General features: G+C 35.7%; 23 protein-coding genes. 6 read left to right on the forward strand and 17 right to left on the reverse strand.

Annotation, left to right across the window (positions count from 1 at the left end):
- Window positions 1-16: 16 nt before the first annotated feature.
- The 11 genes from F7O84_RS09930 to F7O84_RS09980 all read right to left on the reverse strand — a co-directional run bounded on the left by F7O84_RS09930 (window position 17) and on the right by F7O84_RS09980 (window position 10960).
- On the reverse strand, window positions 17-1312 hold the full coding sequence (locus F7O84_RS09930) for an extracellular solute-binding protein (protein ID WP_151144468.1): 1296 nt from the start codon (window positions 1310-1312) through the stop codon (window positions 17-19).
- A 176-nt stretch (window positions 1313-1488) separates the two neighbouring features.
- On the reverse strand, window positions 1489-2484 hold the full coding sequence (locus tag F7O84_RS09935; protein WP_151144470.1) for a LacI family DNA-binding transcriptional regulator: 996 nt from the start codon (window positions 2482-2484) through the stop codon (window positions 1489-1491).
- Between the two features lie 207 nt (window positions 2485-2691).
- Window positions 2692-3291 carry a hypothetical protein gene (locus tag F7O84_RS09940; RefSeq protein WP_151144472.1) on the reverse strand — a complete coding sequence of 200 codons (600 nt, stop codon included), beginning with the start codon at window positions 3289-3291 and terminating at the stop codon, window positions 2692-2694.
- A gap of 271 nt (window positions 3292-3562) precedes the next feature.
- On the reverse strand, window positions 3563-4615 hold the full coding sequence (locus F7O84_RS09945) for a cob(I)yrinic acid a,c-diamide adenosyltransferase (RefSeq protein WP_243140859.1): 1053 nt from the start codon (window positions 4613-4615) through the stop codon (window positions 3563-3565).
- Window positions 4616-4687: 72 nt separating this feature from the next.
- The gene (locus F7O84_RS09950) at window positions 4688-5023 is read right to left on the reverse strand and encodes a glycerol dehydratase reactivase beta/small subunit family protein (protein ID WP_151144474.1); all 336 of its coding nucleotides are present in this window, start codon (window positions 5021-5023) and stop codon (window positions 4688-4690) included.
- Window positions 5016-6836, reverse strand: a complete 1821-nt coding sequence (locus F7O84_RS09955; protein WP_151144476.1) for a diol dehydratase reactivase subunit alpha — start codon at window positions 6834-6836, stop codon at window positions 5016-5018. Before F7O84_RS09955 ends, F7O84_RS09950 begins: the two co-directional genes overlap by 8 nt.
- The gene (locus F7O84_RS09960; protein ID WP_151144478.1) at window positions 6833-7225 is read right to left on the reverse strand and encodes a diol dehydratase small subunit; all 393 of its coding nucleotides are present in this window, start codon (window positions 7223-7225) and stop codon (window positions 6833-6835) included. The genes F7O84_RS09955 and F7O84_RS09960 overlap by 4 nt, the downstream gene beginning before the upstream one ends.
- A 3-nt stretch (window positions 7226-7228) precedes the next feature.
- Window positions 7229-7867, reverse strand: a complete 639-nt coding sequence (locus F7O84_RS09965; protein ID WP_151144480.1) for a propanediol/glycerol family dehydratase medium subunit — start codon at window positions 7865-7867, stop codon at window positions 7229-7231.
- A 27-nt stretch (window positions 7868-7894) separates the two neighbouring features.
- Window positions 7895-9559, reverse strand: coding sequence for a propanediol/glycerol family dehydratase large subunit (locus F7O84_RS09970; protein ID WP_151144482.1), 1665 nt, complete (start codon window positions 9557-9559; stop codon window positions 7895-7897).
- Between the two features lie 35 nt (window positions 9560-9594).
- On the reverse strand, window positions 9595-9873 hold the full coding sequence (locus tag F7O84_RS09975) for a BMC domain-containing protein (protein ID WP_151144484.1): 279 nt from the start codon (window positions 9871-9873) through the stop codon (window positions 9595-9597).
- Between the two features lie 292 nt (window positions 9874-10165).
- Window positions 10166-10960, reverse strand: a complete 795-nt coding sequence (locus F7O84_RS09980; protein ID WP_151144486.1) for a YdcF family protein — start codon at window positions 10958-10960, stop codon at window positions 10166-10168.
- A gap of 202 nt (window positions 10961-11162) precedes the next feature.
- On the opposite strand from F7O84_RS09980, the gene F7O84_RS09985 reads away from it, so the two are divergent.
- On the forward strand, window positions 11163-11795 hold the full coding sequence (locus tag F7O84_RS09985) for a DsbA family oxidoreductase (protein ID WP_151144488.1): 633 nt from the start codon (window positions 11163-11165) through the stop codon (window positions 11793-11795).
- 121 nt (window positions 11796-11916) lie between these two features.
- Here F7O84_RS09985 and F7O84_RS09990 read toward each other — a convergent pair whose 3' ends face one another.
- Together F7O84_RS09990 and F7O84_RS09995 are read right to left on the reverse strand one after the other, a co-directional pair.
- Entirely contained in the window at window positions 11917-14628 is a 2712-nt protein-coding gene (locus F7O84_RS09990; protein WP_151144490.1) for a calcium-translocating P-type ATPase, PMCA-type, read from the reverse strand.
- 65 nt (window positions 14629-14693) lie between these two features.
- Entirely contained in the window at window positions 14694-15233 is a 540-nt protein-coding gene (locus tag F7O84_RS09995; protein ID WP_151144493.1) for a GNAT family N-acetyltransferase, read from the reverse strand.
- A gap of 237 nt (window positions 15234-15470) precedes the next feature.
- Between F7O84_RS09995 and F7O84_RS10000 the strand changes: the two genes are divergently transcribed.
- The 5 genes from F7O84_RS10000 to F7O84_RS10020 are packed head-to-tail and all read left to right on the forward strand — an operon-like array spanning window position 15471 to window position 19163.
- The gene (locus F7O84_RS10000; protein ID WP_151144495.1) at window positions 15471-16202 is read left to right on the forward strand and encodes an amino acid ABC transporter ATP-binding protein; all 732 of its coding nucleotides are present in this window, start codon (window positions 15471-15473) and stop codon (window positions 16200-16202) included.
- A 42-nt stretch (window positions 16203-16244) separates the two neighbouring features.
- A complete protein-coding gene (locus tag F7O84_RS10005) occupies window positions 16245-17138 on the forward strand; it encodes a transporter substrate-binding domain-containing protein (protein WP_151144497.1) in 894 nt (297 codons plus the stop codon).
- 26 nt (window positions 17139-17164) lie between these two features.
- The gene (locus F7O84_RS10010; RefSeq protein WP_151144499.1) at window positions 17165-17896 is read left to right on the forward strand and encodes an amino acid ABC transporter permease; all 732 of its coding nucleotides are present in this window, start codon (window positions 17165-17167) and stop codon (window positions 17894-17896) included.
- Window positions 17890-18552: an amino acid ABC transporter permease gene (locus F7O84_RS10015; RefSeq protein ID WP_151144501.1), complete on the forward strand. Its 663-nt coding sequence runs from the start codon at window positions 17890-17892 to the stop codon at window positions 18550-18552. The genes F7O84_RS10010 and F7O84_RS10015 overlap by 7 nt, the downstream gene beginning before the upstream one ends.
- Window positions 18553-18566: 14 nt before the next feature.
- The gene (locus F7O84_RS10020; protein ID WP_151144503.1) at window positions 18567-19163 is read left to right on the forward strand and encodes a cytidylate kinase-like family protein; all 597 of its coding nucleotides are present in this window, start codon (window positions 18567-18569) and stop codon (window positions 19161-19163) included.
- Window positions 19164-19357: 194 nt separating this feature from the next.
- On the opposite strand, the gene F7O84_RS10025 is transcribed toward F7O84_RS10020, so the two are convergent.
- From F7O84_RS10025 to F7O84_RS10040, 4 genes are all read right to left on the reverse strand, one after another.
- Window positions 19358-20362: an ATP-binding cassette domain-containing protein gene (locus F7O84_RS10025; RefSeq protein WP_151144505.1), complete on the reverse strand. Its 1005-nt coding sequence runs from the start codon at window positions 20360-20362 to the stop codon at window positions 19358-19360.
- On the reverse strand, window positions 20362-21060 hold the full coding sequence (locus F7O84_RS10030) for a GTP-binding protein (RefSeq protein ID WP_151144507.1): 699 nt from the start codon (window positions 21058-21060) through the stop codon (window positions 20362-20364). Before F7O84_RS10030 ends, F7O84_RS10025 begins: the two co-directional genes overlap by 1 nt.
- The gene (locus tag F7O84_RS10035; protein WP_151144509.1) at window positions 21057-22295 is read right to left on the reverse strand and encodes an ABC transporter substrate-binding protein; all 1239 of its coding nucleotides are present in this window, start codon (window positions 22293-22295) and stop codon (window positions 21057-21059) included. Before F7O84_RS10035 ends, F7O84_RS10030 begins: the two co-directional genes overlap by 4 nt.
- A 133-nt stretch (window positions 22296-22428) precedes the next feature.
- Window positions 22429-25068, reverse strand: a complete 2640-nt coding sequence (locus tag F7O84_RS10040; RefSeq protein ID WP_151144511.1) for a translation factor GTPase family protein — start codon at window positions 25066-25068, stop codon at window positions 22429-22431.
- Between the last annotated feature and the right edge of the window lie 50 nt (window positions 25069-25118).

The following is a 25118-nucleotide window of genomic DNA, read 5'->3' on the forward strand; positions in this document are numbered from 1 at the left end:
AACTCCTTTAAACTATTTAATCTACTAATGTAGAAACAAAGGTATCCAGTTTTATTTGTGCATTTCCTTTATTTAATTCACCACTTCTAATTTCTGTAGCAAAGCCAGCAATATTAGCCCAAAATCTTGTACTAAATTCTGTAGAGGTAGGCTGCATAATAGATGCAATGTTTGTTTCTTCAACAATAACTTTTGCAACTTCATCTTCCTGAACATCTGCTGATTCACATGCTACAAGATTAGTAGGAACCTGACCTGTTTCATTAAAACGTTGCATTTGCATTTCTTCACTGCCAATATAAGCTGCAAAAGCTACTGCAACATCAGGGTAAGCTGCATTTGCATTAACTCCGATTACTTTTGAACCATAAAAGCCTTTTAATTGATGATTCGTTCCATCTAGATTATATGTAGGAATAACCGCTAAACCTAAATCATCACCTAAAGCATCTTTGTATAAATTAAAATTCCAAGAACCGTCAAACCAAGCTCCAACTCTATGATCTGCTGTTAATTCAGATAGAGAAACATCATCATAATATGCACATTTAGGATTGTTAATTAAATCAATCAAATAATTCGTAACAGCAATACCTGTTTCATTATTCCAGTTCGCACCCGCTGAAAAATCAGTCTGGCTTTCACCATAAATGGTTAAACCAGCTCCATAATACCAGGAAGCTAATTTCCACCCTCCTGCTGAATCAAAGCAGAAATTGTATACATTATCAGGAGTTTCTTTTGCCATAATGCCTTCAATCGTTTTGATATCTTCTTCATTTAAAATTGATTTATCATAATACATGATAAATGTGTTATGAGTAAAAGGAATTCCATATATCGCATTATCAATTGTCACCGTTTTAACAACTTCTTTAGACATGCTTGATTTGACCATTTCTTCTGTAGACCCGCCAAGTCTTGCAATCGCTCCTGCTTTTACCAATTCGTTTAACTGATCATTTGCAAAAAAGAATACATCACCAGCAGCAGAAACATCTTTTAGTATTTCATCTTTCGCAGTATCTTCACCTTGTGCCTCGATTGTAAATGTAATGTCCCATTCAGGATGCAGTGCCTGAAAAGATTTTGTCATGGATTCTATGGTTGCTTTTTGCATCTGGTTTTCAGGTGCCCAAATCTTTAAGGTAACGGGTTTTGTTTCACCCAATTCATCCGAAGTTCTTGATTCTTTGGTTACTTTGGCTTCGCTGTTTATATCGTTTGTAGTTGTCTCACTTGTTTTACCACAGCCAAATAAAGAAGCTAATAAAGTAGTACCGATTAGTAATGCAAAAAATTTCCTTTTCATAATTTACCTCTCCTTAAATTATTAAAATGTGATTGTGACTTCAAGTCACAAAAGTTCTATCATAAAATGTGATTACACATTTTATTTCGTTGCAATTAAGTATCTTCTTATTTTGTATGTATCCTAAGGAAAACGGTTTCCTTTATATAAAAAAAAAGTTATATTGATATTACTCTTTATTTTTGAATAACATCCATATAATCTATTTTACAAACCTCGTAAGGTATTTCAACATATTGCCCTTTTCCTCCATAAAGCAATGTTTTCAATTCATCAAATGCCCGTTTGGATTTCTGGTTAAAATCTTGTTTCACCGTATTCATGGCTATTTTGGTGTAACCCATTAAGCGAATTCCGTCAAAACCACATACTGGTCTGTATATATCTAGCTCTGTAAGTGCAAATACTGCTCCAATCGCCATAAGATCAGATGCACATACGATAGCATTTATATTTTTTGCATTTTTAATTGTAATTTCTCTTGCTTTATATTCATTAAAATCACCATATCTAATCAGTAGTTCGAAATTATATTCTTCTTGTAATTTCTTCATGGCATCAAGACGTTGATTGGTAATGTATCCTCCTTCCCCTCCTGCTATATACAAAACTCTGTTAATATAATCATTCTCATTCAAAGTTTTTTTTGCCACATCATACTGTGCACAACAATGATCAATTGAAACAGAAGATGTTTTATCATTGATGATGCAAGAATCTACTAAGACACAATAAAATTCTTGTTTCTCTATTATTTTATAAATATTTTTATTTTCTATGGATAAATTGTATATGATTAAACAATTTATTCTTTGAGACTTTAAGTACGCAGTCACTTGTTTGTAATTCATATCATCAAACTGTGAACTAAAAAATGTCACCACTTCAATATGATATTCCTTTGCCTTTTCAAACGCTCCTGTTAGGTATTGCATATTGATTTCATCGACATATTGGCTGTTATGGCGTATATCAACGATTAATCCCACCCTGTTAAATTCCTTCTTTGAGAGAGAGATGGCAACGGAATTAGGTACATATCCCAATTCTTTAACTGCTTTTTCAACTTTCAATCTGGTTTCATCACTAACTAAGGAGTAGTTATTTAATACCTTAGATACCGTTGATTTTGCCACTCCTGCTCTTTTTGCCACATCATTTATCGATATCATAAAGCATCCTCCTAAAGAAAACGGTTTCTTTGTTACTATTATATAATGCTTTTATAGATAATATGCTTCTTATATTAAAAATGCTTACTTTTGATACTATAATGATTCGTCTTATCACAAGTTGAAATTTTAGCATTTAATTATTTAGGCAGTTTTCTATTGCTGATAATATAAAAGTAGCCAGGACATACCCGACTACTTTTATATTCATTTATTTAGCAGAATCATTCCGCCCTTTTCCTTATATCCTGTATCCCATAATTCACGCAAGGATAACCAATGATACGCTCCATAGGTTGCTGCCTTAACCATCATTTCATCGTCAAATTCTTCATATCCAACTAGTAAAAACCAATGCCAAGTAAAAAAGTCCATACTTTTCTTTTTATGCTTTAATAATAGATAAGGAATGGGAATCTCCATGTCAATTTGCTTTTTTACTACCTTCATGGCGTCTTCAACGTTTGATTCTCCTGCAAAACCAGTAACTTTTATTTCCTTATCTCCTGTATCCTTTAAATATTTTTCCATTCCTTCTATATAGATTTCTAATCGATCAATACCTCGGATTCTAGGTGCTAGATAAGGTTTCATTTTCTTAGAAAACTGAATATAGGCTTCTTTATTTAGTTGATCTAGGGCAAAGGGAAACAAATGCGTTTTATTTTGATGAAGTGCCAGATAAATACTTGTATCGCATACCGTCAAAGCAGCACATCCACCTAATTTCATCATTGGGTCTTTTAGCCAATCTTGATTTCCACCATAGGCGCCTTCTATTTGAAAATATGGTAATTCTTTTCTCATACCTTATCAACTCCTTTTTACCAGATTGTACCTTTTTATATCATAGGAAAGAGAAAGGGATTTTCCTATGTAAAAAGATTATTACTATTCTAACCATTCCCTTCTCTTTTTTCAATGGATAATTTTTCTTACTGATAATAAGTATCATAAGGTAGCAAATAATGGTACTATTGACTTCATTTTTTTGTTTATCCTATAGTATATTATATAATTAGCCAGAGATTTGAGTGCTTCTTTACACGCAAATACTCTGGCTAACTTATTATCCAAGTTAATTTTGTAATTGTAAGAATAATTCTGCTCCAAACCTTGCCAATGCATCATCATCTTCCGAACTTCCACCACTGATTCCAAGTCCTCCAATGATATTATCACCAATCATAAGTGGAACTCCTCCACCAAAAATGATAAGACGATTGTTGTCTGCTTTATCTACGCCGTAGAAGGTTTCACCAGGCATCGCAAGCTTACCTAGTTCTTTGGTTGACATTTTAACAGCAACGCTGGTATATGCTTTTTTCATTGCAATATCAAAGCTTGCCAAAAATGCATTGTCCATGACATGTACTGCTATGATGTTTCCATCTAAGCCACACACAGCAATTACTGCGTTTAACCCTCTATTTTTCGCTTCTATTTCAATTTTTTCAATTAATTTCTTCGCTGCATCAAGTGATAGCCTTTGTTGTCCAAGAGATAGTCTTTCTAAGACAGCATTGATAATTTCATTTTCGTTCATAGATAAGGCTCCTTTTTGTTGTGTATGCATTTGCTTTTCCATCTTTATATTACCCTGATTATTCATATATTCGATATAACGGGCTGACACATAAAGATAATCTGCAAGACGGTTTAAGAATCCTTTTGCATTTTTATCCACACCAAATTTACGATCGACACAAACCATCCACCGCTCTGCTCTTCTTGCAACGGTTCTTGCTACGTCAAGCTGTGCAGAAATTATATTATCTCCTGGTAGGATGAATCGCTTTTCACGTGGAAATAACGCTTCCATTTCATCTATTTGCGCTTCTAACGTTTTAATTGTCTCATCTTTTAATTTATGTTCTTGATTATAAGAATCTGCAATCCCCGCCATAATTGTCATCAATACTTGCTGAATTTGAACAAGCTGATTCTTTATTTTGTCTTCAAGTCCTAATGTCTTAACTACACCTAGATTACTGGTTAGTTCATCAATTGCACCTAGTAACTCGATTCGATCATCGTCTTTGAAGACATTTTGAATCTTCATTAGACTTGTCATACCTTTATCGCCTGATTTTGTATATATTTTACTTGGCGTCGATGTTTCCTTTTCCACTTTTCACACCCCGATTCTTATGCCTGCTTTGTAATACATCAAAGGGCAAAATACCTTTTGACTTTCTATCGTCTATATTGGTTTAAAGGGCATTCTTTTGACTGCCCTTGCCGCATTCATTCCTAATAATCTTGCTTGTATTGAGGTTGGATGATTAACTTGAAACAAGTTTTTGCCCTTAGGTAAGGGACTCATCTGAATCGCCACTAGATAATCAATGATACCAATCCCAACACCTAATACAGAAGTTTTTGAAGCTTCATAACATAGCGAATCCACGTTAGAATCTGTATACGCACTTATCTCAAAGGGTACACCTTCTTCTTCCATACCTGCACATATTTCTTTGATTAGTTTATCATCACCTGCATTATGATACAAGTGTATACTGGGCTTATTTCTAATCATGGCGCTCACCTATATAAGACATAACAAGACCTGTGGCAACCGCATTTCTCGGACCTTCTATCGCTCTGATATTTCCGCGTCCACATACTATTTTATAGTTTGCAAACTCTTCCATAAGCATTTCAGGAACCTCAAAGTCTTGCGCTGATCCTCCTACTAATACAACATTCTCAATGTTTCTTAAATTATGTTCTGGTGCAACTTCAATTAATGCTCTCATTGCATTCCTTACAAATACTTTCTTCTTCACTTCTCTTCGAACTGCGACAATCTTTTCCATTGGTATGTCGTCTTCCAAGATAATCATTTTATCTGGGTGAAGCAACACTACATTTCCAAAATATTTGGGTTCAATTGGTTCTTCAAAAAAGTGGATGGCTCCATTTTCTAGTCTCATATGATATAGACTTTCTACTTTAGCCAATGGATATTTTTTAATTTCTTCTGCAATATGCCTTGTCGATAAGGAAAGTTCTGTCTGTATCAGCATAGAAACCAATTCTCCAGCACCTGCTTTGTGAGTCGTAACCACGCTACCGTTTTCATTAATAATGGCTGCATCAGTAGAGCCACCACCTAAATCAAGGATTGCCAGAGGAAGCTTGGTTCCTGGAGTTGTTAATGCACCAAGAGATGCCATAACAGCCTCGACTCCTGCTACTTTTACATAAATATGTAGGCGTTTTTTAAGTTCTTCTGCTATTTTTTCCATAGGAAGTTGCTTTGTCTTAACCATGGCTGCAACACCAACTGCCTTTTCCATACAAGTCTCACCTGCTAAAGCTCCAAAGATTTGTACCGGTGCTAAGGTATCCACTGCAAGAATATCGGTGATTTTTATCTCACTGGCTTCTTCCTTAGTTAATTCCCCCATACCTTTTTTTATGTTACGCAACATATTTCCTACGTTTGTACCTGACTGTCCACTGATATCGTTTATCTTTCCAGTTTGACTTAAGACTTCCATGATTTTATCAGCCCCAGCGTCTACATTCACGCTAGTTTTTGAATCTCCAAGAAAATAAATTTCTCCAGCTGGTAATTTGTTTTCTTTTACATGTTCAAAAGGAGTTTTGATAACAACTGCACTTTGCTTTCCTATTAGACTTTTTGCAATTGGAGTAACCTTCTTTGTTTCATTTGCATCAAGCTTTAATAAGGTTGCGATACCATATGGATTGGATAGCATTCTTATGCTTTGTCCTACAAGTGCAACTTCGATTGCTGCTTGTATTCCTTCTGGTATTTTTTCAACATATTTTACTTCATCCACAATTGGAATCTTTTGCTCTAATCTGTTCTCAACTAATACGGCTTCATCTGCCTGCAATATCATTCCTACGATGCTAAGTTTCTTCGCATAAGAATTGATGGTTTCGGCAATGGATTCATAAGAATATTTTGAACTAGCAACAACGATATAAGGAATACCTGTTTTACCATCTTCTAAATGTTGCATATATAGTATAGTTCCAGTCGCCTGACCTGCTCCTGCTGGTGTAGAGGGATTATGTCCAATCATAGAAGACTCCGTTATAATAGTTTCTGTTATGGTCTCCATGGCGGTATCTCCAATAACAGGAGCGGCTTCATTGATACAGATTAGGCTAAGTTCTTTTACATTCTTTCCTATCCTTTCCATTGCCACTTCCAAACCATTTATGATACCTGCCGTATTGGCAATCGTTCCTTTGGTGCCTGTAGTTGCACGAGAAGAAGAGGATAAGAATCGCATTCTACCCTCGCTGTCCATCTGCGCAATACAGACCTCTGTTGTGGAATTACCAATGTCTACACCTGCAATGAGTTTCAAAGCAAGATTCCCCTTTTCTCATATATTTCGGCTGCTTCTAAAACAAGCTTTGCACAATGATATGCTTTGTAAGTTTCTGTTAATTCTTTTGCCATCATAACAAGTTCAAGCTTAGTCGAACGATTCGGTCTTAGCTTATTATACATTTCAAGTAATACTTCATCTGGAACATCTACCATTTCGGAGGCTCTTAAAAAATTATCTGCAAGCTTTGGATTTCCTGCCTCTTTTGCTACCTCTCCTTGTTTATGAAGCATCTCTTTTGATATTTTGATATCGTCTGCTGTCACATTCCCTTTTTTAATTTCCTCAAGCGTAATCTGACTCAAACTTTTCCCTGTTTTTGAACGGATTGAGTCTTTTTCATTTTCTCCTAAAGGATATCTCATGTACTATACCTCCATCCATTCTATGCTAGAATGTTTTGTATCTACCAATTCCGTTTCTTTAATATGCATCAGTGCCGCTACTACCTGATATTTTGCTCTTACCATAGGATCATTTTCTCCTTCAATTGGAGATACTTTATCACCTTTTACATATTTTGCTGCGTTTTTTCCAATGGCACGATATTTGTCCAAGGTCATAAGTGGTGCCTGAGGAAAAAGCTCTAGATTTGATAAGGGATAAAGGTCTTTTTGGTGGATTACTGCTGTCCCTTTTGATTGCAAACCAATCCCAATCCCAGAGCCACTTAACTTGGCAGCTTCCAACCCGATAAATCCAACATCCGAAGTCTTTAATACCTTTATCACACGTGGAACCATTCCTTCTTCTTCAATTCCAGCCTTTATCGTTTTTATCACTTCGTTAAGCTCTAACCCATTGATTGTCTTGTTAATCTGTGTTTGAAAAGCAGGTCCTACTCCAATTACTACTTCTTTTGGATTGGTTCCTTTATTGGCAATCGGATACTTATCATAATTTATTTTCTTACTTTCATGGTCCGTCATCGTAATACCTTGTTTCTTATTTAACTGTTCACTTACAACTCTTACGATTTGCTCAACCAATTCTTCATTTATCTGCATTTGTTTCACGTCCTTTCGGATTTCAACTTAAAAATTATTTGGATCTATAATATTTGGGATTGCTTTGATTTCTTCCCATCTTTCTCCATCCACACGATATCCAGTGCCTGGTCCCATATAATCGTTAGGCTTGTTAACTGCCGAAACCACTTTAAATTCTTCGTCTAATATGGCTGAAGTTTGCATGTAATCGCCTACTACTCTTTGTTTTAGCATACTTAATATACTTTCTGCTACATCTTCAAAGCCTGTCTCCGCTAAAGCTTTTACAATATCAACTCCTGTGATATTACGCTTCATCAAATCTTCTACTGCCATCAAATCAGCAACCACATCTCTAGAAGGCGTATCTTTACTTCCATGTGCATAGGTAACTGCATCTACTTGTTCATCTGTAACCTTTGAAAGTCCAAGATAAGAAAATACTGCCTGTATTGCTCTAGCCGCTTTATTTCTTACTCGAATAACATCTTCTTCCTTTACAGGCTTAAGACCGCCATCTACTTGCATATCTCGTTGGAGTACATTATAATCATCAAAATCTTCGGCATCAAAGTTTGAGCCTGCGAATAAATTATCGTAATTCGGTTCAGCCGCATAACCAGAAAAAATAAAATCGGTTCCTGGCATAAACTGAAGCATGGTTCTGGCTGTTCTTCTCATGTCGGAATGAGAAAAGCTTTGGTCATTGGAAGAAGCACATTCTAGTCCAAGTAACGCCGCAACGAGATTTTCTCCTATCACTTCTCGAATACCAGATGGTACACTTGCTGTGACTCCTATGCAACTAACAGAACCATTTTGTATGCCTTGTGCACCTGCACCTTTTGTCATATACAAACATCTGGCTTCTAAATAAAGCATCGATTTTTTTTCTGCACTACCCATCAATGCCTCTGAGCCTGAACCAGAGGTAAATCTTGTTTTTAGGCCTCTGGATGCATAAGCGGATGCTAGAAATGCTTTGGAATAAGGTGTATCATCTCCATCAATAAATACCTTTTCTGTACCATACACAGAAAGAGTCTCGGCATACGTGGTAAATCCTCTGATTCCAAGTTCTAGTTCTGTTGCTTCTTCTACTGCACATTGAGTTAGGACACCTTTTCGTCCTATTTGTGAACCAATTAATAAGGCAATGGCATTAAATGGAGCATATCTGGCTATTCCAACCGTCGTTTCTTCTTCTCGAAATCCTCGTAGCGCCCCTTCTGCTGCATCGGCTGCAATCTGTACTGGATCATCTTTCAAATTCGTAATATGAGCTTGGTTGGCAGGAGTCTTTCTCGCTCTCATTTTCTGCATTCCCATCATCATTTCTACGACATTCAAATGATTCATCACTTCTACCATTTTGGCTGGTGTAATTCCTGACACAATATCTAATATTTCTTTTCTGGATACATGTATATCTACAATTTTCCTTGCTATTTCTAGAGAGGATAATGCCATAGATTGTTCTGCCTTAGCAACATCGATGGAATAATCCGCTATAAACTGATCAATAAAATCAAACTCTTCTCTACTTTTACCATCAAGCTCAACAATAAGACCATCTTTTACTTTAATTGATGGCTTTGGATCATATGGACTTGACATGGCAACAAAACCCATTTCAGGCCATTCATTGATATACCCGTCCTTATTGACTGGACGATCGCTTAATACTTTCATTCTCTTTGATTGCTTCATCGCTATGCACCTTCCATGTATTCATTCTAGGACAATTATTTTGACTGTGGAAGAATCTTTTCCACATCCATGTGTGGTCTTGGAATCACATGAGTTGCAATCACTTCACCTAGTCTGGATGCAGATGCTACGCCAGCTTCAACCGCTGCTTTTACTGCTCCTACATCGCCTCGAACCATAATGGTTACAAGACCTGAACCAATCTTTTCTGTTCCAACCAATCTAACATCTGCTGCTTTCACCATAGCGTCTGCTGCCTCAATGGATGCTACTAACCCTCTGGTTTCAATCATTCCCAATGCTTCCTGTGTCATAATAAACTTCTCCTTTTTTTTACAATTACTCTTGTTTTTTAGTCTGTTTCGATTATATTTTACCTGTCTTTTGTTTTGCTTTATGTTGTTTTGTGTTGTTCTGTATTTACTATACCACTTTTTCAGAAAGAAATAAAGTGTTTTTCCTATATTTTATCGATTATAATATAAAAGCAGAAATCAAAAGCGCTCGCCCTTAATTTCTGCCAGTAGACAAATATCTGTTATTATATATTTTGCCAATCTACCTTACCTTTTGGCCTTAGAATCAGCTCCTGTTTTCTTTTACTCTTTACGAATGTGCGATTCTAATAAAATCCCCATAATCTTTTTTTAACTCGTTAAACGCCTCTTGTACCTGTAAAGGTATGTCAACATGAGCAATGAAACCTTTTCCCATCGGTCCATAGCCTTCTTTATTATCTGATAGCCTAGGAATTTCACCCATTAAAAGCGTTATATATCTTTCAACGTCCCACATTCCCCAAAGATTAGATGGTTCTAGTGTTAATTTTTCATCTATTACCTTTACTTTAACTCGATATGCTGCAAAATTAATAACGTTAGCAAGTTCCAGCTTTTGATCTATCATATGTTTGCGAAATACAGCATCCATTCTACGTTGCATAGTAGAATCTTGAATTAATAATAATGTCTTTGGATTAAGATTATTTTGTTTTATTACCTCAAGAGCATAAGTCACATTATTTCCACAATTGGTAGACTCTCTTTCTAATAAGATATCATGTAAACCATATTTACTTTTTATATAGTCATTCATAATATCTGTTTCTTTTTTCTTTTCTGTATCGATTTTGGGATATAATCTGTTAACAGCCTCCCTTAAACCTTGAGTCGTATGGCCTTCTCCTCCTACAATCATAAACCTTTTGGCAATCCCTCTTTTTACCGCATCAGCCGCCACATCGCAACCATGAGGAATACTTCCTCCAAATAAAATCAAAAGATCCACTTGAGATATTTTATATGTTTCATACAAAGCATTACTTGTTAATACTTCAATATCTCTTTGTGCAAGATAATCTCCAAGTATATTTAAATTATTTGCAATCTGATGTATGTTCATGCACGAAATCCCCCCCTACTATATTAATGTTAATAAATTATACTCCATATTCACCATAACATAGGTATATGTTCATGTCAATTTTTGTTGTGTTTTCATATAATTACTATTCGTCAATAAATTTTAATCAATTTAATTTGACATAATTATTTTATTTCATTATAATAATACTTATAATAAAATTATAAAAGGAGTTGATTGTATGAAAATAGAAGTTTGGTCTGATTTTGTTTGCCCCTTTTGTTATTTGGGAGAACGTAAATTTGAGATGGCGCTTGAACAGTTTCCTCATAAAGACGAAGTCGTTGTTGAGTTTAAAAGCTTTGAATTAAATATGGATCACACTGATTATAAAGGAAAAGATATTCATCAAATCATTGCTGATAAATATGGTATTTCTTACGAGAGTGCGAAAGAAAACAATGATCGGATTGTGCAGGCAGCAAGTGAAGTAGGGCTTGACTATCGTTTTGATCTTTTAAAGTTAAACAATACAAGGCTTGCGCATCAAATATCACAGTATGCCAAAAGCGTTGGTAAGGGAAATGAATTGGTAAAACGCTTTTTTAAAGGATATTTTGAAGAAGGTATGGATATTGGCGATAAAGAAACTTTACTAAAACTATCACAGGAAGTTGGTTTAGACATTAAGGATTTGCAAATCAAACTAGAAACTGAAACTTTTGATAAACAAGTCGATGAGGACGAGCAATTAGCCTCTCGTTTTGGAATTAACAGTGTTCCTTATTTTGTGATTGATAACAAATATGCTGTCTCTGGAGCACAAAATCCAGAGTACTTTTTGCAGGCTCTAAATCAAGCTTATCAAGCCTAATTTTTAAATTGCTTCAAGCGTATTGAGAATGAAGTGTTCTTATTTAAATCACTACAGCGGAATACACTTTCGCTGTAGTGTTAAATACTGTATAGGCACTACATCATTGATGCCTTTTTCGTTACGTTCCCTGCAAATCAGAATGTCTGCTTAACCAGTGCTTTCTTAAAAGATCAATTGGAATTACAGTTACTGCCAAAACAATAACCAAAATCAAATCCTTTAGCTCTAGTTTAACCGTTCGAAACACACTTCCACCAAAATATAAAATCCCCACTTGAACCGCTGTTACAACACTCATAATCCATATAAATGGTTTATTTGCTGATAGATAATCAAATAGATTGACTTCATGAGTTCGAGCACAAAAGCTACTAAATATAGCAGAAAACATAAACAAGCCAAAAAATGCCGTCATCTTATACACTTCACTATGGGTACTAAAAATCCTAGCTATGGTATCATTTTTTAGGAAGAAAAGACACAAGAGGGTTGCATATATGCTATTTACAGTAATCTGATTGAGCATATAAGCATTCATAATCGGCTCATCTCTTGATTTTGGCGGTTCTTGCATGTACTTAAGTCTTGCCTTTTCACCGCTAAAGGCGAGTCCTGCTAAGGTATCCATAACAATATTGATCCAAAGCATTTGTATTACTGTAATTGGAAAATCCACTCCAACTAATGGACCAATTACGGTAACACCTACTGCACACATGCAAATGCTTAGCTGATAGATAATGAATTTGCGAATGCTTTTAAAAATTGTTCTTCCATAACATACCGCTTTTGCAATTGAAAGGAAATTATCATCAAGAATCACAACATCTCCAGCCTCTTTTGCCACTTCCGTTCCACTTCCCATGGAAAACCCAACATCTGCCTGCTTCAAAGCGGGTGCATCATTCACTCCATCTCCCGTCATTCCAACTACAAGCCCTTTTGCTTGTGCAACTCGCACTAACCTGCTTTTATCCGAAGGAAGTGCCCTTGATACGACTCGTAAATCTCTTAACTTCTCAGAAAGAACGTTATCTGACATGGCAGATAACTCATCCGATGTAATGACTAAATCATGTTCACTTTTTATTAGGCCCGATTCTTTGGCAATTGCATAGGCTGTTTCTCTTGAATCTCCTGTTATCATGACCGCTTGTATTCCAGCTGATTGTACCTGTTTGATACCTTCGATTGCTTCTGGTCTTATGTCGTCTCGTATGCCGACCAAACCAACCAAGGTTAGATTACTAAAGCCTTTACGTTTTACTTCACTTACATCAACTGGTTTTTCTGCTGTTGCTATGGCAATAATTCTAACAGCCTTTTTTGTCATTTCTTTTAATAATTTCTCTGCTTTGATTCGATTGTTAAAAGGTCGCACATTCCCTGATTCATCATAATATTTGTTACAAAAGGGAAGAATCTTTTCTGGCGCTCCCTTTATTAATGTGGTTTTCCAATCCCCTGTTAACGTTGTTGCCATGAACTTTAAATCACTTGAGAAAGGGATGACATTTTGTTTCTTTATATTTCTTCTTTGCCCTTCTTCTAGTATTGCAAACTCCAGTAAGGCTCGGTCAGTCGCATTTCCTCCAACGACTGTTTTTTCACTTAAATAAGAAGAGCAGTTATGTATAACACTATCTCGTACTATGTTCCATAATGTCATTTTGTTTTGATAGAACTCTTCTTTTTCATATGTTTTTAGCGAACCTGAAATAAAATGAGTAACGGTTAATTTGCCACCTGTTAACGTCCCTGTTTTGTCCGTGAATAAAATATTAAGACTACCTGCTGTTTCAATACCAACCAGTTTTCTCACCAACACCTGATCCTTAAGCATACGCTTCATATTAGAAGATAATACAACGGTAATCATCATCGGTAGTCCCTCTGGTACTGCCATTACAATAACCGTAACTGCCAATGTGGCTGCTTGAAGAATAATTGGAAACATACGTTTTAATGATGTGACCATGCTAAGAATCAAATTCATATTGAAATTATTATCAATTACAATATGATTAAACAAATACGCAATAGCAGAAAATGCTGCTGCGGCATAACCTAGTTTTCCTATCGAGCCCGCCAGTGTTCGAAGACGAAGTTTTAATGGACTTTCTCTTGTTTCTTCTTGTAATTCAGCCCCTATTTTTCCATAAAAAGTTTCATCACCGATTTGCGTTACTCGCATCAAGCCTTCACCTGAGCACACAACCGTACCAGAAAAAAGGAGTGCTGGATTTAAAAAATCACTTTTTTTTGCTTCCTCCTCATGATTAAATAACTGAGGAAATTTCTTCGCTTCCTTACTTTCTCCATTAATGGAGGACTGATCTACGTCAAGTCCACCACGAACCATGATTCCATCCGCAGGAATGCGATCTCCTGACTGAAGCACAATCAAATCACCTACCACAATTTCTTCCATTGGTATTTGTCTGATTCCTTGCGCTCTTTGAACTCGACAGCTTATTTTAGAAGCCTCTTCTTGAATCTTTTCAAATGCTGATTCACTCCCATATTCAGACAACGTTGATACAACTGTGGCGATTAAAATTGCAACAGCTATTCCAATTGACTCAAACCAGTCTGCTTCATGGAATAGAAAAATAACATTAATCGCAAGTGCTATTAACAATATTTTAATCATAGGATCTCCAAAGCTTTCTAAGAAGCTTAAGAAAATTCCTTTTCTTTTTTGTTTGCTTAAGCGATTTTCTCCGTACTTTGCTCTGGAAGCTTTTACTTCGTCTTCTGTTAATCCTTCGAATTCTTGCTTCCTATCATCCTTTAGATAATTTTCTTTTAATGCGATACGATTATCCATATGCCGTCTACCTCCTTGTCCCTATCATATGATAAAACGGACAAGATTAGACTTAGAATTTTATCTTAAATCTCTTCTTTTAATATGCTATAACGAAGTTCATCATGCCAAGTTCCATTTTTAAATCTCACCTGTCTTATTTGCCCTTCTTTTTTCATTCCTATCTTCTTCATAATATGTTCTGATTTTTTGTTCTCAATATGGCAACTAGCACAAAGTCTATGTAAGCCTACGTGCAAAAATCCAATCTCTATTAGTAATTTGGCTATCTCTGTTGCATAACCTTTTCCCCAATATTGCGGAAGCAAGAAATAACCAATTTCTCCATGTCCTCCAAATTCATTTTTCTTATAAATCTCTATATCCGCAAAGCCAATAAAGGAATCGTTAGACTTTAAAAAAACTGCGTATTCATAAGCCTTTCGAAATTTTGATACCGTATTCTCCAATACCTCCTTAAAATAAAGCTGTAATTCTTCCTCGGATTCAAAACAATCTAAGTAAGCATATCGCATAATTTGTTCATTGGTAAAGATACTTTGAAACAATTCATAGTCGTCTTTTTTCCATTCTCTAAGTACAATTCTATCACCATTAAATATCACTTTTTCATTTTTCTCCTCTATGATTCAATTTGTTTTTAAGATTAGTTTAAATCAGTTTCTTCATATTTTCCAGATATATTGCTATAAATTTTAAAAAGCTCAAAGGAGATTAAAACTTGACTTTTTAAATAAATCCTTTTATAATTACACCATTAATAAAATGTAAGCAAAGACGCTTAGGAATTATTATATTCTTAAGTGTTTTTTTAATCAAATAGCAGAGAGGGGTCATGACCTATGCCAGACATGGTAAAAGTAGAAAATCTCAAAAAAAATTTCGGTGATTTGGAGGTTTTAAAGGATATCAGCCTGACAGTAAAAGAAGGAGAAAAGCTTGTTATTATTGGTCCTTCTGGTTCAGGTAAATCAACCTTCATTCGTTGTATTAATTATCTTGAGGAGCCGACTAGCGGTAGCGTAACCATAGCCGGAACAAAAGTAACCAAAAAAAATCATCTAGAAATGGCAAAAAAATATTCATCTATGGTATTTCAGCAGTTTAATCTCTATCCCCACCTAACCGTATTAGAAAATCTTACTCTTGCCCCAATGAAGTTACAAGGTATCTCTAAGGCAGAAGCACGTTCAAATGCAATGAATTGTCTGGAACGAGTAGGCTTAAAAGAGAAAGCGGGCAATTATCCAGTGCAATTATCTGGTGGTCAACAACAACGTGTTGCAATTGCAAGAGCACTTTGTACAAAGCAGCCTCTTATTCTTTTTGATGAGCCAACATCAGCACTTGATCCTGAAATGGTGCAAGAGGTATTAAATGTTATGGTAGAGCTTGCAAAAGAAAACATCACCATGATTTGTGTTACTCATGAGATGGGCTTTGCTAAGCAGGTAGCCGATCGTGTTATTTTCATGGATGGAGGCTATATTTTAGAGGAAGGCACACCACAGCATTTCTTTGAAAATCCAGAACATGAAAGAACCAAAGCGTTTTTAAGCAAAATCCTTCATTAGATTTTGTTTAATTATAAATCAATTAAGAGGAGGCAACAAAATATGAAGAAAAAGTTATTAAGTACTGTTCTTATGCTGGCAATGGCAGCTACACTTGCAGCATGCGGTTCCAGTTCAAAGGAATCTACAACAAGTGACGCAGGTACGACAAACGAGCAAACTACAACAGAAAACGGCACTACTGAATCTGGTGACAGCGTATCAGCTGACGTTCAAAAGATAATTGACAGAGGCGTATTAAAAGTTGGATGTAAAACAGACATTCCAAAATTTAGCCTGCAAAATACTGCTACTGGTGAATACGAAGGCTTTGAAGATGATTTAGCTTATGAAATAGCTGGATCCATCTTTGGTGTCAGCGCTGATGAAGCAAAAGAAAAAAAATTAGTTGAATTCCAAGGTGTTACTGCGAAAACAAGAGGACCTTTATTAGAAAATGGTGAAATCGATCTTGTAATTGCAACCTTTACCATCACAGAGGAAAGAAAAGAAATTTATAATTTCTCTACACCTTACTATACAGATGCTGTTGGTCTTTTAGTAAATAAAGATGCTGGTATTGCATCCATTGAAGACTTAGACGCTAAAGTAATCGGTGTAGCACAAGCTGCAACTTCAAAAGAAGGTTTTAAGGCATACGTAGAAGAAAAAGGATATAATGTAAAAGCAGAGTTTCAGGAATTTGACGGTTATCCTGCACTTGCACAGGCGCTTTCTACAAAGCAAATTGATGCATTTTGTGTAGACCGTGCAATTTTATCTGGCTATGTAAATGATGGCAATATGATTTTAGAAGACAGATTTGCAGAACAAGATTATGGTGTAGTATCCGCAAAAGAAAATACTGGTCTTGCTGCATTAGTAGAAGAAAAAGTAACTTCAATGATTTCTGATGGCTCTTTAAAAACACTTCAGGATGAATGGGGATTACAGTAAGAAGCGATACATGAAGGAGGAGCAACATGATTAAAGGCCTATTGGATATAAAACGGTGGAATGCTTTATTAGATGCATTTCCTGAATATTATGTACCAGGGTTTCTCATGACCTTAAAGATTTCTATTGTCGGACTTTTAACAGCTCTGTGTTTGGGAATCGTCTTTGGTTTACTTTCTACTGCGAAATTTAAGCCATTTCAGATTATATCAAGAATTTACGTAGAATTTATCCAGAATACGCCTCTGGCATTACAGGTAATGTGTTATTATTCAGTGCTTCCAATGCTGTTTTCTAGTTCTGGCTTTCGAATCCCTAAATTCATACTGGGTGTAATCGGAGTAGGCGTTTATCATGGAGCTTATATATCTGAAGTAATTCGTACTGGTATCGAGGCGATACCAAAAGGTCAATCCGAAGCTGCGTCATCGCAAGGTTTTTCCTATATCCAAACGATGCGCTATATTATTTTGCCTCAGACCGTTAAGATAATTATGCCACCACTTGCGAATCAGGCACTCAATCTTGTGAAGAACACTTCTATTTTAGCCATGGTTGCTGGAATGGATTTGATGTACTTTACAGATTCTTGGGGAGCTGACAGAGGATACTTTGCGCAGGCTTATTTTACCAGTGCAGTATTATACTTTATCATCTGTTTTCCTTTGGCAAGATTGGCACGTTATCTTGAAATACGTTCGATGCGACTACCTGTGGCAAAAAAATTAGATTTAGCTGAGGAGGAAGGCGTATGCTAGAAATATTCAATCAGATTTTCACTTCGGCTAATGTTTTATTTATGCTGAAGGGACTTAGAATGACGGTTATCATTGCCTTATGTGCAACCATACTAAGTACCATTTTTGGTACTTTGCTTGCCCTGATTCGAACCTATGCAACTGGAAAATGGAAATGGGTAGCAGCCATAGTCGCAGTTTATACCGAGTTTTTCAGATGTACCCCTAATCTATTATGGATTTTATGGATTTACTTTACAATCAAAGGCGACAAAATTTTTGTATCTGTTTTTGCAATTACTTTGTTTACAAGCGCTGTTATGTCAGAAATATTTCGTGGCGGTTTAAATTCAATTCCAAAGGGGCAGTTTGAAGGAGCTCAGTCACAAGGATTTAACTTTGCACAAACCTTATGGTACATAGTACTTCCACAGATGTATAAAAAAGTAATTCCTGCATTACTAAGCCAGGTAATCACAATTATCAAAGATACTTCCTTCCTTAAAATGGTTGACGTAGCTGAATTTATGCGTAATAGCTCTGTTGTAATGGGTAGTATCTATGATGTACGTGGCATGCTAATGTTATTTGCCTTTGAAGCACTTTGTTACTTTGTTATCTGCTTTACCATAAGTTGTGTCGTAAGAGGATATCAAAAAACTCTGGTAACCGCATAAATAGGAGTGAGAGTATGAATAAATTTACACTTACCATTACAAGGGAATTTGGAAGTCTTGGACGTTCTATCGCTAAGGAGTTAGCCGAAGAATTAGGGGTAGAACTTTATGACCGTGATATTGTAGAAAAAGTTGCAAAGCAACTTAATATGCCAGTATCTACGATTAGCAACGAGGAGGAAAGATCAAAACATTCTTTTCTTGCCCGTATGTTTCCACTCGGTACAGACGAAGAATATATGCAAGATATTATCTTTGATACCCAAAAGAATATTATTTTAGATCTTGCATCCAAATCAAGTTGTATTCTTGTGGGTAGATGCTCGGACTATTTATTAGAGCATCGTGAGGATAATATTAATATATTTATTTATGCGCCATATGAAAAGCGCCTTGAGAATTGTGTTAATATTCTAGGTATGTCAAAATCGGAAGCCAAAAAAATGATTGCCTCCGTAGATAAAGCAAGAAATACCTATCACAAGAAATATGCAGGATATCTTCCAAATGATGCAAAACACAAGCATCTCATGATTGATTCTTCTTTACTTGGAGTAAAAGGAACCAGTCATCTTATAGCACAAATGGTTCGAGAATTATATGATAAATAAAACTCTATCTTAGAGATTAATTCACCCCTACTACTTTGATTGATACGTAGTAGGGGTAATCTTTTTAAACAGCAAACATAGAAATCATCTCATCTAATTCTTTAGTCATCTTATGCAACAAATAAATATTATCTGTAACTTGTTTAGGGCATCGATACAATCGACACCCTTTCATCTACATTTTTTCTACTTTATTAAAACAGTTCATCCTTTTTAAGGATTTCTCCCGCTCTTAGTTTTTGACGAGCATTTCTCATAACAGAATCAATTTTATCAAAATCATTCAAAAGATTCTTTTCTTCTTGGCTGGTTTCTAATACCGCATGTATTCCGCCATTCTTAATCACAATTCGTTTGTCTGCAATCAATGCTAGAAGTGGGTCATGCGTTGCCATTAACACAATCTTTTCTTCAGAAACTAATAATTCTAAAGCTTTTTGTCGATCAATACCTGCATTCTCAATTTCATCAATCAATACAATTGGAGAGGTACTTAAAATAGCAGTGTCTGCAATCATTAAAGCTCTTGATTGACCACCACTTAAACTAGTAATTGGAGTATCAATGGTAAAATTCTCACCAGCAAGCTTATTTGCCGCTTCTATGATTTTGTTTGCCACTTCCTCTGGATTGCTAATCATACGACTTTGTGCATGCATCTCAATGAATTCTTTTACACTTAAATCCATAACAAAGTTCATATTTTGTGAAAGTTGGGCAACTAACTTATTATTTGAAGAATATCTCCATTTTCTGTCAGGCTCTTGATCGTTAATGAGTATACTTCTTCCTGTTGGAGTATCTGCATTTGCTGTCCATTCAATATCAGCTAGAAGACGACTTTTGCCTGAACCTGTCGGCCCTACAATTGAAATAATCTGGGATGGTAAGATGGTTAGTTTTTCAAATTGCTCTGGGTTTCCATACTTATCCTTTCCAGGTAATATGGTTAAAGAACGTACTTCGTTTTCCTTTTCAATTCCCAAAAACGATTCCATCTGTTCAATGAATATCCAAAGATCCGAAGAAAGCCTCTCAATATCTAATGCCTTATCTTCAATTTGTTCTCTGGTAAAATGTCTTAGATATTCCTCAAATGTTCCGTTTTCATAACCTGCAATCTCTAAATTATTCTGTTCAAAATAATCAGTTATAAATGGATACTTTATTAATAATTGAGAAAGAGTTAAATTCTTCATTATTTCTCCTCCCCTAATTCTATTTTTTTCACGTTTCCTAGTTGATAGCTTTCTCCAATACGTGTTTCACCTAAGCAATAAGAACACATAGCTGCTGGCATTGGAAAACGAAGTTTCATCCCCTGTACACTGCTAATGTCTTCCTTTTCATCATAAATTAATGTACTAAGCTCAAAGGCCCCTTGCCCTGTTAATCCATTTACATGCAATATATTAGCCTTTGGATTTACAGATCCTACTCTGGAAGCAAAAACCTCACGTTCTGCTTGCGATACAATGTCGCCCTTTGTTATAACTACTAAATCTGCCGCCTTTAGCATTGGACCAATTTTTTTAGGAGTATTAATACCGGAAAGATTATCAATGACACATACCCCCTTAATGTCTGCGATATAAGGTGAACACCGATTACAAAGTCCTGCCGATTCAGTAATAAGCAAATCAAGATTTTTTTCCTTTCCCCAACGTACAACGTCTTCTATATTAGAAGCAAAAAAGTGATCGGGGCACAAAGCACCTGATAATCCTTTTTTAACTGGGACTCCTGCTTTTTCATATAACGCATCATCATCGGTATAAAGACAGTCAAACTTAACTACGCCAACCGCAATATTTCTTTGTTGAAACGATGCAATTGCTTTAAGAATTACTGACGTTTTACCAGAGGAAGGCGGTCCTGAAAATATGGTTAGGTTCATAAAATATCACCTTCCTTTGCATCATAAAACATCTTCTCTGTTTCAATTAGCAAACTTCCTATATCATGTGTGTTAATATAGTCCCATCCAAGCCACATAAAGGTCTGATCCTTTGTTAATTGATTGTCCACATCTGGGTGTGTAGAAGGAAACTTACCATTCGCACTCATAAGCTCTCCTACTTCCTTTGAGAACATAAAGTCTACAAAGGCCTTTGTTTTTTCCTTCGTCTTCGCTTTTGTCAAAAGGAAAATAGGACTTATAATGGCTCCGTCTTCTGGCCAAACTGGTGTAAACGGACTATTATCACCAATCATTTGAGTAAAGAAATAAGGCATAACACTAATTACAGGCATTGCATTTTCTTTTTTCTTTATATGAGATTTTACCATCTGTGCTGGATGCATATTTGTTAAAAGTCCTCTTCCAAGCTTTCTAACTCCGTCCTCGCCATGGTTTTTATAAATATTTAATAAAACTGCGTTAAGCAAATCCAAATCTTTCATTGGAAGCGCAATTGTATTTTCAAATTCTGGCTTTAATAAATCTGCCCAACTTTTAGGAAATGGACGATCACCTAGTAAGGATTTATTCACCATAAAGATGGCTGGTACAACACCAATCACACTATATTGACCCTTTGGATCTTTTAAGTCAATCGATTCATTATCAAAATCTGAATGAAGAGACTTAAGACCAGATATGTCGATAAATGCGTCAGATTCTTTAAACTTACCCATAAGATTTTTATCAAAGAACAAGTCAAAGCCTGCTGATAAAAATACATCAGAAAGTACAGAATCATCCTCAGATGATTGAAGTCTTTCCTTTATCCAATCAACTCCCATACTTGCTGCTTTTAAATCATAATCAATTGTAATGGATTGCTTCGAAATCCATTGTTCTAGTTTTTCCAATAGCGGAACACGAATTGGGCATGGTAATACGCCCTCTACCTTGATTTCGCCTCCCCCTTCATGCTTTGCATCACTTAATCCTGTAGAAAGGGATGGTCTTGTTCTTTCAATCATTTCAATCATTTGTTTTTCAAACAAAGCTGGATCAATTTTTTTACTTAACAGTGCTGTTTCAATGGAAATTGTCTTACCCAAAGTTTTACGCATCATTTCATTTCGTAAGTTTTCAAAACCATTTGATGCAAGTAAATCAATTAATTCTGGATACTTTTCTGTAATATTGTAAACTTTATCTGAAAGAGAAAAATATGGATTCATAATGATTACCTCCTAAATATTTGACTAGCTGTATTCTATCATAACAAAATACAACTGTAAATTCCGTAACAATTGTTACATTGACTTTAATATTTTCTTAGGTTATTACATAAAAAGAATCAATACGAATCACTCATTCACTAAAGTCATGTAAGGTTTGCAAAGCTTCCTGAGAAAGATTATCCATTATATAATTCTTATTTTTCTCTTGTTTATCTGTATATACTTGTTTTGTCGTTTCATTTGCTCTGTCAATTTCTTCTTTTAGCTCTCTAGCGGATAAAAGTTCACTTCCTGCACCTCGAATAATAATTTGTGAAAGTCCATCACTGGTCGCTACTACAACCTTAAGTTTATTCTTATTGTCATGTGCAAATCTTTCAATGTATTGGTCCGCTGTTTGTGCTTCCTTTGTATATACCATATAAATATTATGATAGCTTATTATTTCTTCTGCATGTCCTTGCACTCGATATGCATCAAATACTGCAATGATTTTACACTGCCTAATTGCCTGATAATTACTTAGTATATCCATAAGCTTTGATCTTGCTGCATCCATGTTGTCCTTTGCAAGTATTTGCAGTTCAGGCCATGCAAATATTATATTATACCCGTCTACTAAGAGGTATTCCTCTTTTTTTTCTGGAGCTTTGCTTTTACCTGATATGGATTCATAATAACTTTGACGAGCTGTTTTTTCTCTTTTCCAAACTGACTTTTTTCCTTGATTTTTATAAAAGGTACTTTGTATAATCTGATCGATTTCTTCTGTTGTTACCCAAGTTTCTTCCGTCACTGGCTTTGGGTTATTTTGTATTACTTCATTCAAACTTTCTTTCTTATTTTTTTGATAGCTTTCCACATGCATGTAGTTTTTTACTTCATTCCATTTTACTAAAAAACCAGAGCCATGTGCACAAAACACGGAACCAGTAGGGTTTAATAAGTCTAATTCAGAGTCATATCCTATGTTTTCTATCACTTGAGCTTCATTATGACAAGGTTCATATCCTTTCAGACTACAAAATAACTTTCCTTGCCCCTTTGTATAAGCCATTACTTCTTTTTGATAGTTTTGCATGGTAATGACGGGGGCAGTTCCTATCAAAACGCTAGTCTCTTCATTTGTCTGATGAATTTCACTTGTTCCATATCTTTTCTCAATGTCTGTCATGGCTCTTCCTACCATATTTTTAGGTAGTTCAAGTTGAAAGGAATAATAAGGCTCTAGCAGAATGGATTTTGCTTCTTTTAATCCTTGTCTTACGGCGCGGTAAGTAGCTTCTCTAAAGTCTCCGCCTTCTGTATGTTTGTTGTGTGCCCGTCCAGAGACTAACGTAATTCTTATATCAGTAATATCAGAGCCTGTTAAAACTCCTTTATGTGCCTTTTCCTCTAGATGTGTTAGTATTAGCTTTTGCCAGCTTTTCCCCAAAATATCTTCACTACAATCTGTATCAAATTGTAAGCCGCTACCAGGTTCTCCTGGCTCAAGAAGCAAATGAACCTCTGCATAATGGCGAAGAGGTTCAAAATGACCAACGCCTTCCACCGTATCTTGAATGGTTTCTTTATAAACAATTCTTCCTTCATCAAAATCTATGGTAATGCCATAGCGACTTTCTACAAGACTCCTTAGAATCTCAGTTTGTACTTCACCCATAATCTGCACTTTGATTTCTTGTAATTGTTCCTCCCAGACGATATGAAGAAGTGGTTCTTCTTCTTCAATTTGCCTTAGCTTTGGAAGTATGACTCTTGGATCACATCCACTTGGTAGAATCACCCGATAGGATAAAACTGGTTCCAATATAGGTAATTCTGATACCTTTTCAATTCCTAGCCCTTCTCCTGCCTTTGTTTTGGATAATCCTATGACGCAACAGACTGTTCCTGCACCTACTTGTCCAATTGCCTCATACTTTTGCCCCGAATAAATACGGATTTGATTTACTTTTTCTTCCCAATCATGATTGCTTAGTACGTCTTTTACCTTTAATGTCCCACCTGTTATCTTCATATAAGTGAGTCTATTTCCTTGCTCATCCCTTGCTATCTTAAATATTTTTGCTCCAAACTCCTCTGGATAACTTGGGATGGTTACATATTTTGTTATTCCTTCCATAAAAGCATCGATACCCTCTAATTTAAGAGCCGAACCAAAATAACATGGAAAGACTTTGCGCATTTTTATAGCTTTTTTTATCTGCTCTTCTTCAATACTTCCATGTTCTAAAAATGCTTCCATCATTTCTTCCTCGCACATGGCAAGCTGTTCCTTAAATTCTTCTCCCATCTCCTGACTAAAATCTATACAACCGTCATCTAGCTGCGTTTTAATCTGATTCAGTAAAGCGGTACGATTCGTTCCCAATTGATCCATCTTATTGATAAATAAAAACACTGGTATGTGATAGAACTTAAGAAGCCTCCAAAGTGTCTTAGTATGTCCTTGTACTCCATCCGCACCACTAATCACTAGAATTGCATAATCAAGTACAGAAAGTGTCCTCTCCATTTCCGCAGAAAAATCTACATGCCCAGGCGTATCAAGTAACGTAACTTGCATTCCATTTAATTCAAGCATTGCTTGTTTTGAAAAAATCGTGATTCCCCTAGCCCTCTCAAGTTCAAAGGTATCTAAATATGCGTCCTTATTGTCTACTCTGCCTAGCTTTCCGATTTTACCGCTTAGATACAACAGACTTTCTGAAAGAGTTGTCTTTCCAGCATCTACATGTGCTAATATTCCAATAACTAATTTTTTCATATGTTCAAATCCTTTACCATTTTGTATCGCATAAAACCATTTTACATTTC

The sequence above is a fragment of the Candidatus Galacturonatibacter soehngenii genome, from assembly GCF_008830185.1.
GTDB classification, from domain to species: Bacteria; Bacillota; Clostridia; order Lachnospirales; family Lachnospiraceae; genus Lachnotalea; species Lachnotalea soehngenii.

Coding starts and splice junctions, on each gene's coding strand:
- F7O84_RS09930 (WP_151144468.1), bottom strand. CDS start 1,312: ATGAAAAGGAAATTTTTTGCATTACTAATCGGTACTACTTTATTAGCT.
- F7O84_RS09935 (WP_151144470.1), bottom strand. CDS start 2,484: ATGATATCGATAAATGATGTGGCAAAAAGAGCAGGAGTGGCAAAATCA.
- F7O84_RS09940 (WP_151144472.1), bottom strand. CDS start 3,291: ATGAGAAAAGAATTACCATATTTTCAAATAGAAGGCGCCTATGGTGGA.
- F7O84_RS09950 (WP_151144474.1), bottom strand. CDS start 5,023: ATGATTAGAAATAAGCCCAGTATACACTTGTATCATAATGCAGGTGAT.
- F7O84_RS09960 (WP_151144478.1), bottom strand. CDS start 7,225: ATGAGATATCCTTTAGGAGAAAATGAAAAAGACTCAATCCGTTCAAAA.
- F7O84_RS09965 (WP_151144480.1), bottom strand. CDS start 7,867: ATGCAGATAAATGAAGAATTGGTTGAGCAAATCGTAAGAGTTGTAAGT.
- F7O84_RS09970 (WP_151144482.1), bottom strand. CDS start 9,559: ATGAAGCAATCAAAGAGAATGAAAGTATTAAGCGATCGTCCAGTCAAT.
- F7O84_RS09975 (WP_151144484.1), bottom strand. CDS start 9,873: ATGACACAGGAAGCATTGGGAATGATTGAAACCAGAGGGTTAGTAGCA.
- F7O84_RS09980 (WP_151144486.1), bottom strand. CDS start 10,960: ATGAACATACATCAGATTGCAAATAATTTAAATATACTTGGAGATTAT.
- F7O84_RS09985 (WP_151144488.1), top strand. CDS start 11,163: ATGAAAATAGAAGTTTGGTCTGATTTTGTTTGCCCCTTTTGTTATTTG.
- F7O84_RS09990 (WP_151144490.1), bottom strand. CDS start 14,628: ATGGATAATCGTATCGCATTAAAAGAAAATTATCTAAAGGATGATAGG.
- F7O84_RS10000 (WP_151144495.1), top strand. CDS start 15,471: ATGCCAGACATGGTAAAAGTAGAAAATCTCAAAAAAAATTTCGGTGAT.
- F7O84_RS10005 (WP_151144497.1), top strand. CDS start 16,245: ATGAAGAAAAAGTTATTAAGTACTGTTCTTATGCTGGCAATGGCAGCT.
- F7O84_RS10010 (WP_151144499.1), top strand. CDS start 17,165: ATGATTAAAGGCCTATTGGATATAAAACGGTGGAATGCTTTATTAGAT.
- F7O84_RS10015 (WP_151144501.1), top strand. CDS start 17,890: ATGCTAGAAATATTCAATCAGATTTTCACTTCGGCTAATGTTTTATTT.
- F7O84_RS10020 (WP_151144503.1), top strand. CDS start 18,567: ATGAATAAATTTACACTTACCATTACAAGGGAATTTGGAAGTCTTGGA.
- F7O84_RS10025 (WP_151144505.1), bottom strand. CDS start 20,362: ATGAAGAATTTAACTCTTTCTCAATTATTAATAAAGTATCCATTTATA.
- F7O84_RS10030 (WP_151144507.1), bottom strand. CDS start 21,060: ATGAACCTAACCATATTTTCAGGACCGCCTTCCTCTGGTAAAACGTCA.
- F7O84_RS10035 (WP_151144509.1), bottom strand. CDS start 22,295: ATGAATCCATATTTTTCTCTTTCAGATAAAGTTTACAATATTACAGAA.
- F7O84_RS10040 (WP_151144511.1), bottom strand. CDS start 25,068: ATGAAAAAATTAGTTATTGGAATATTAGCACATGTAGATGCTGGAAAG.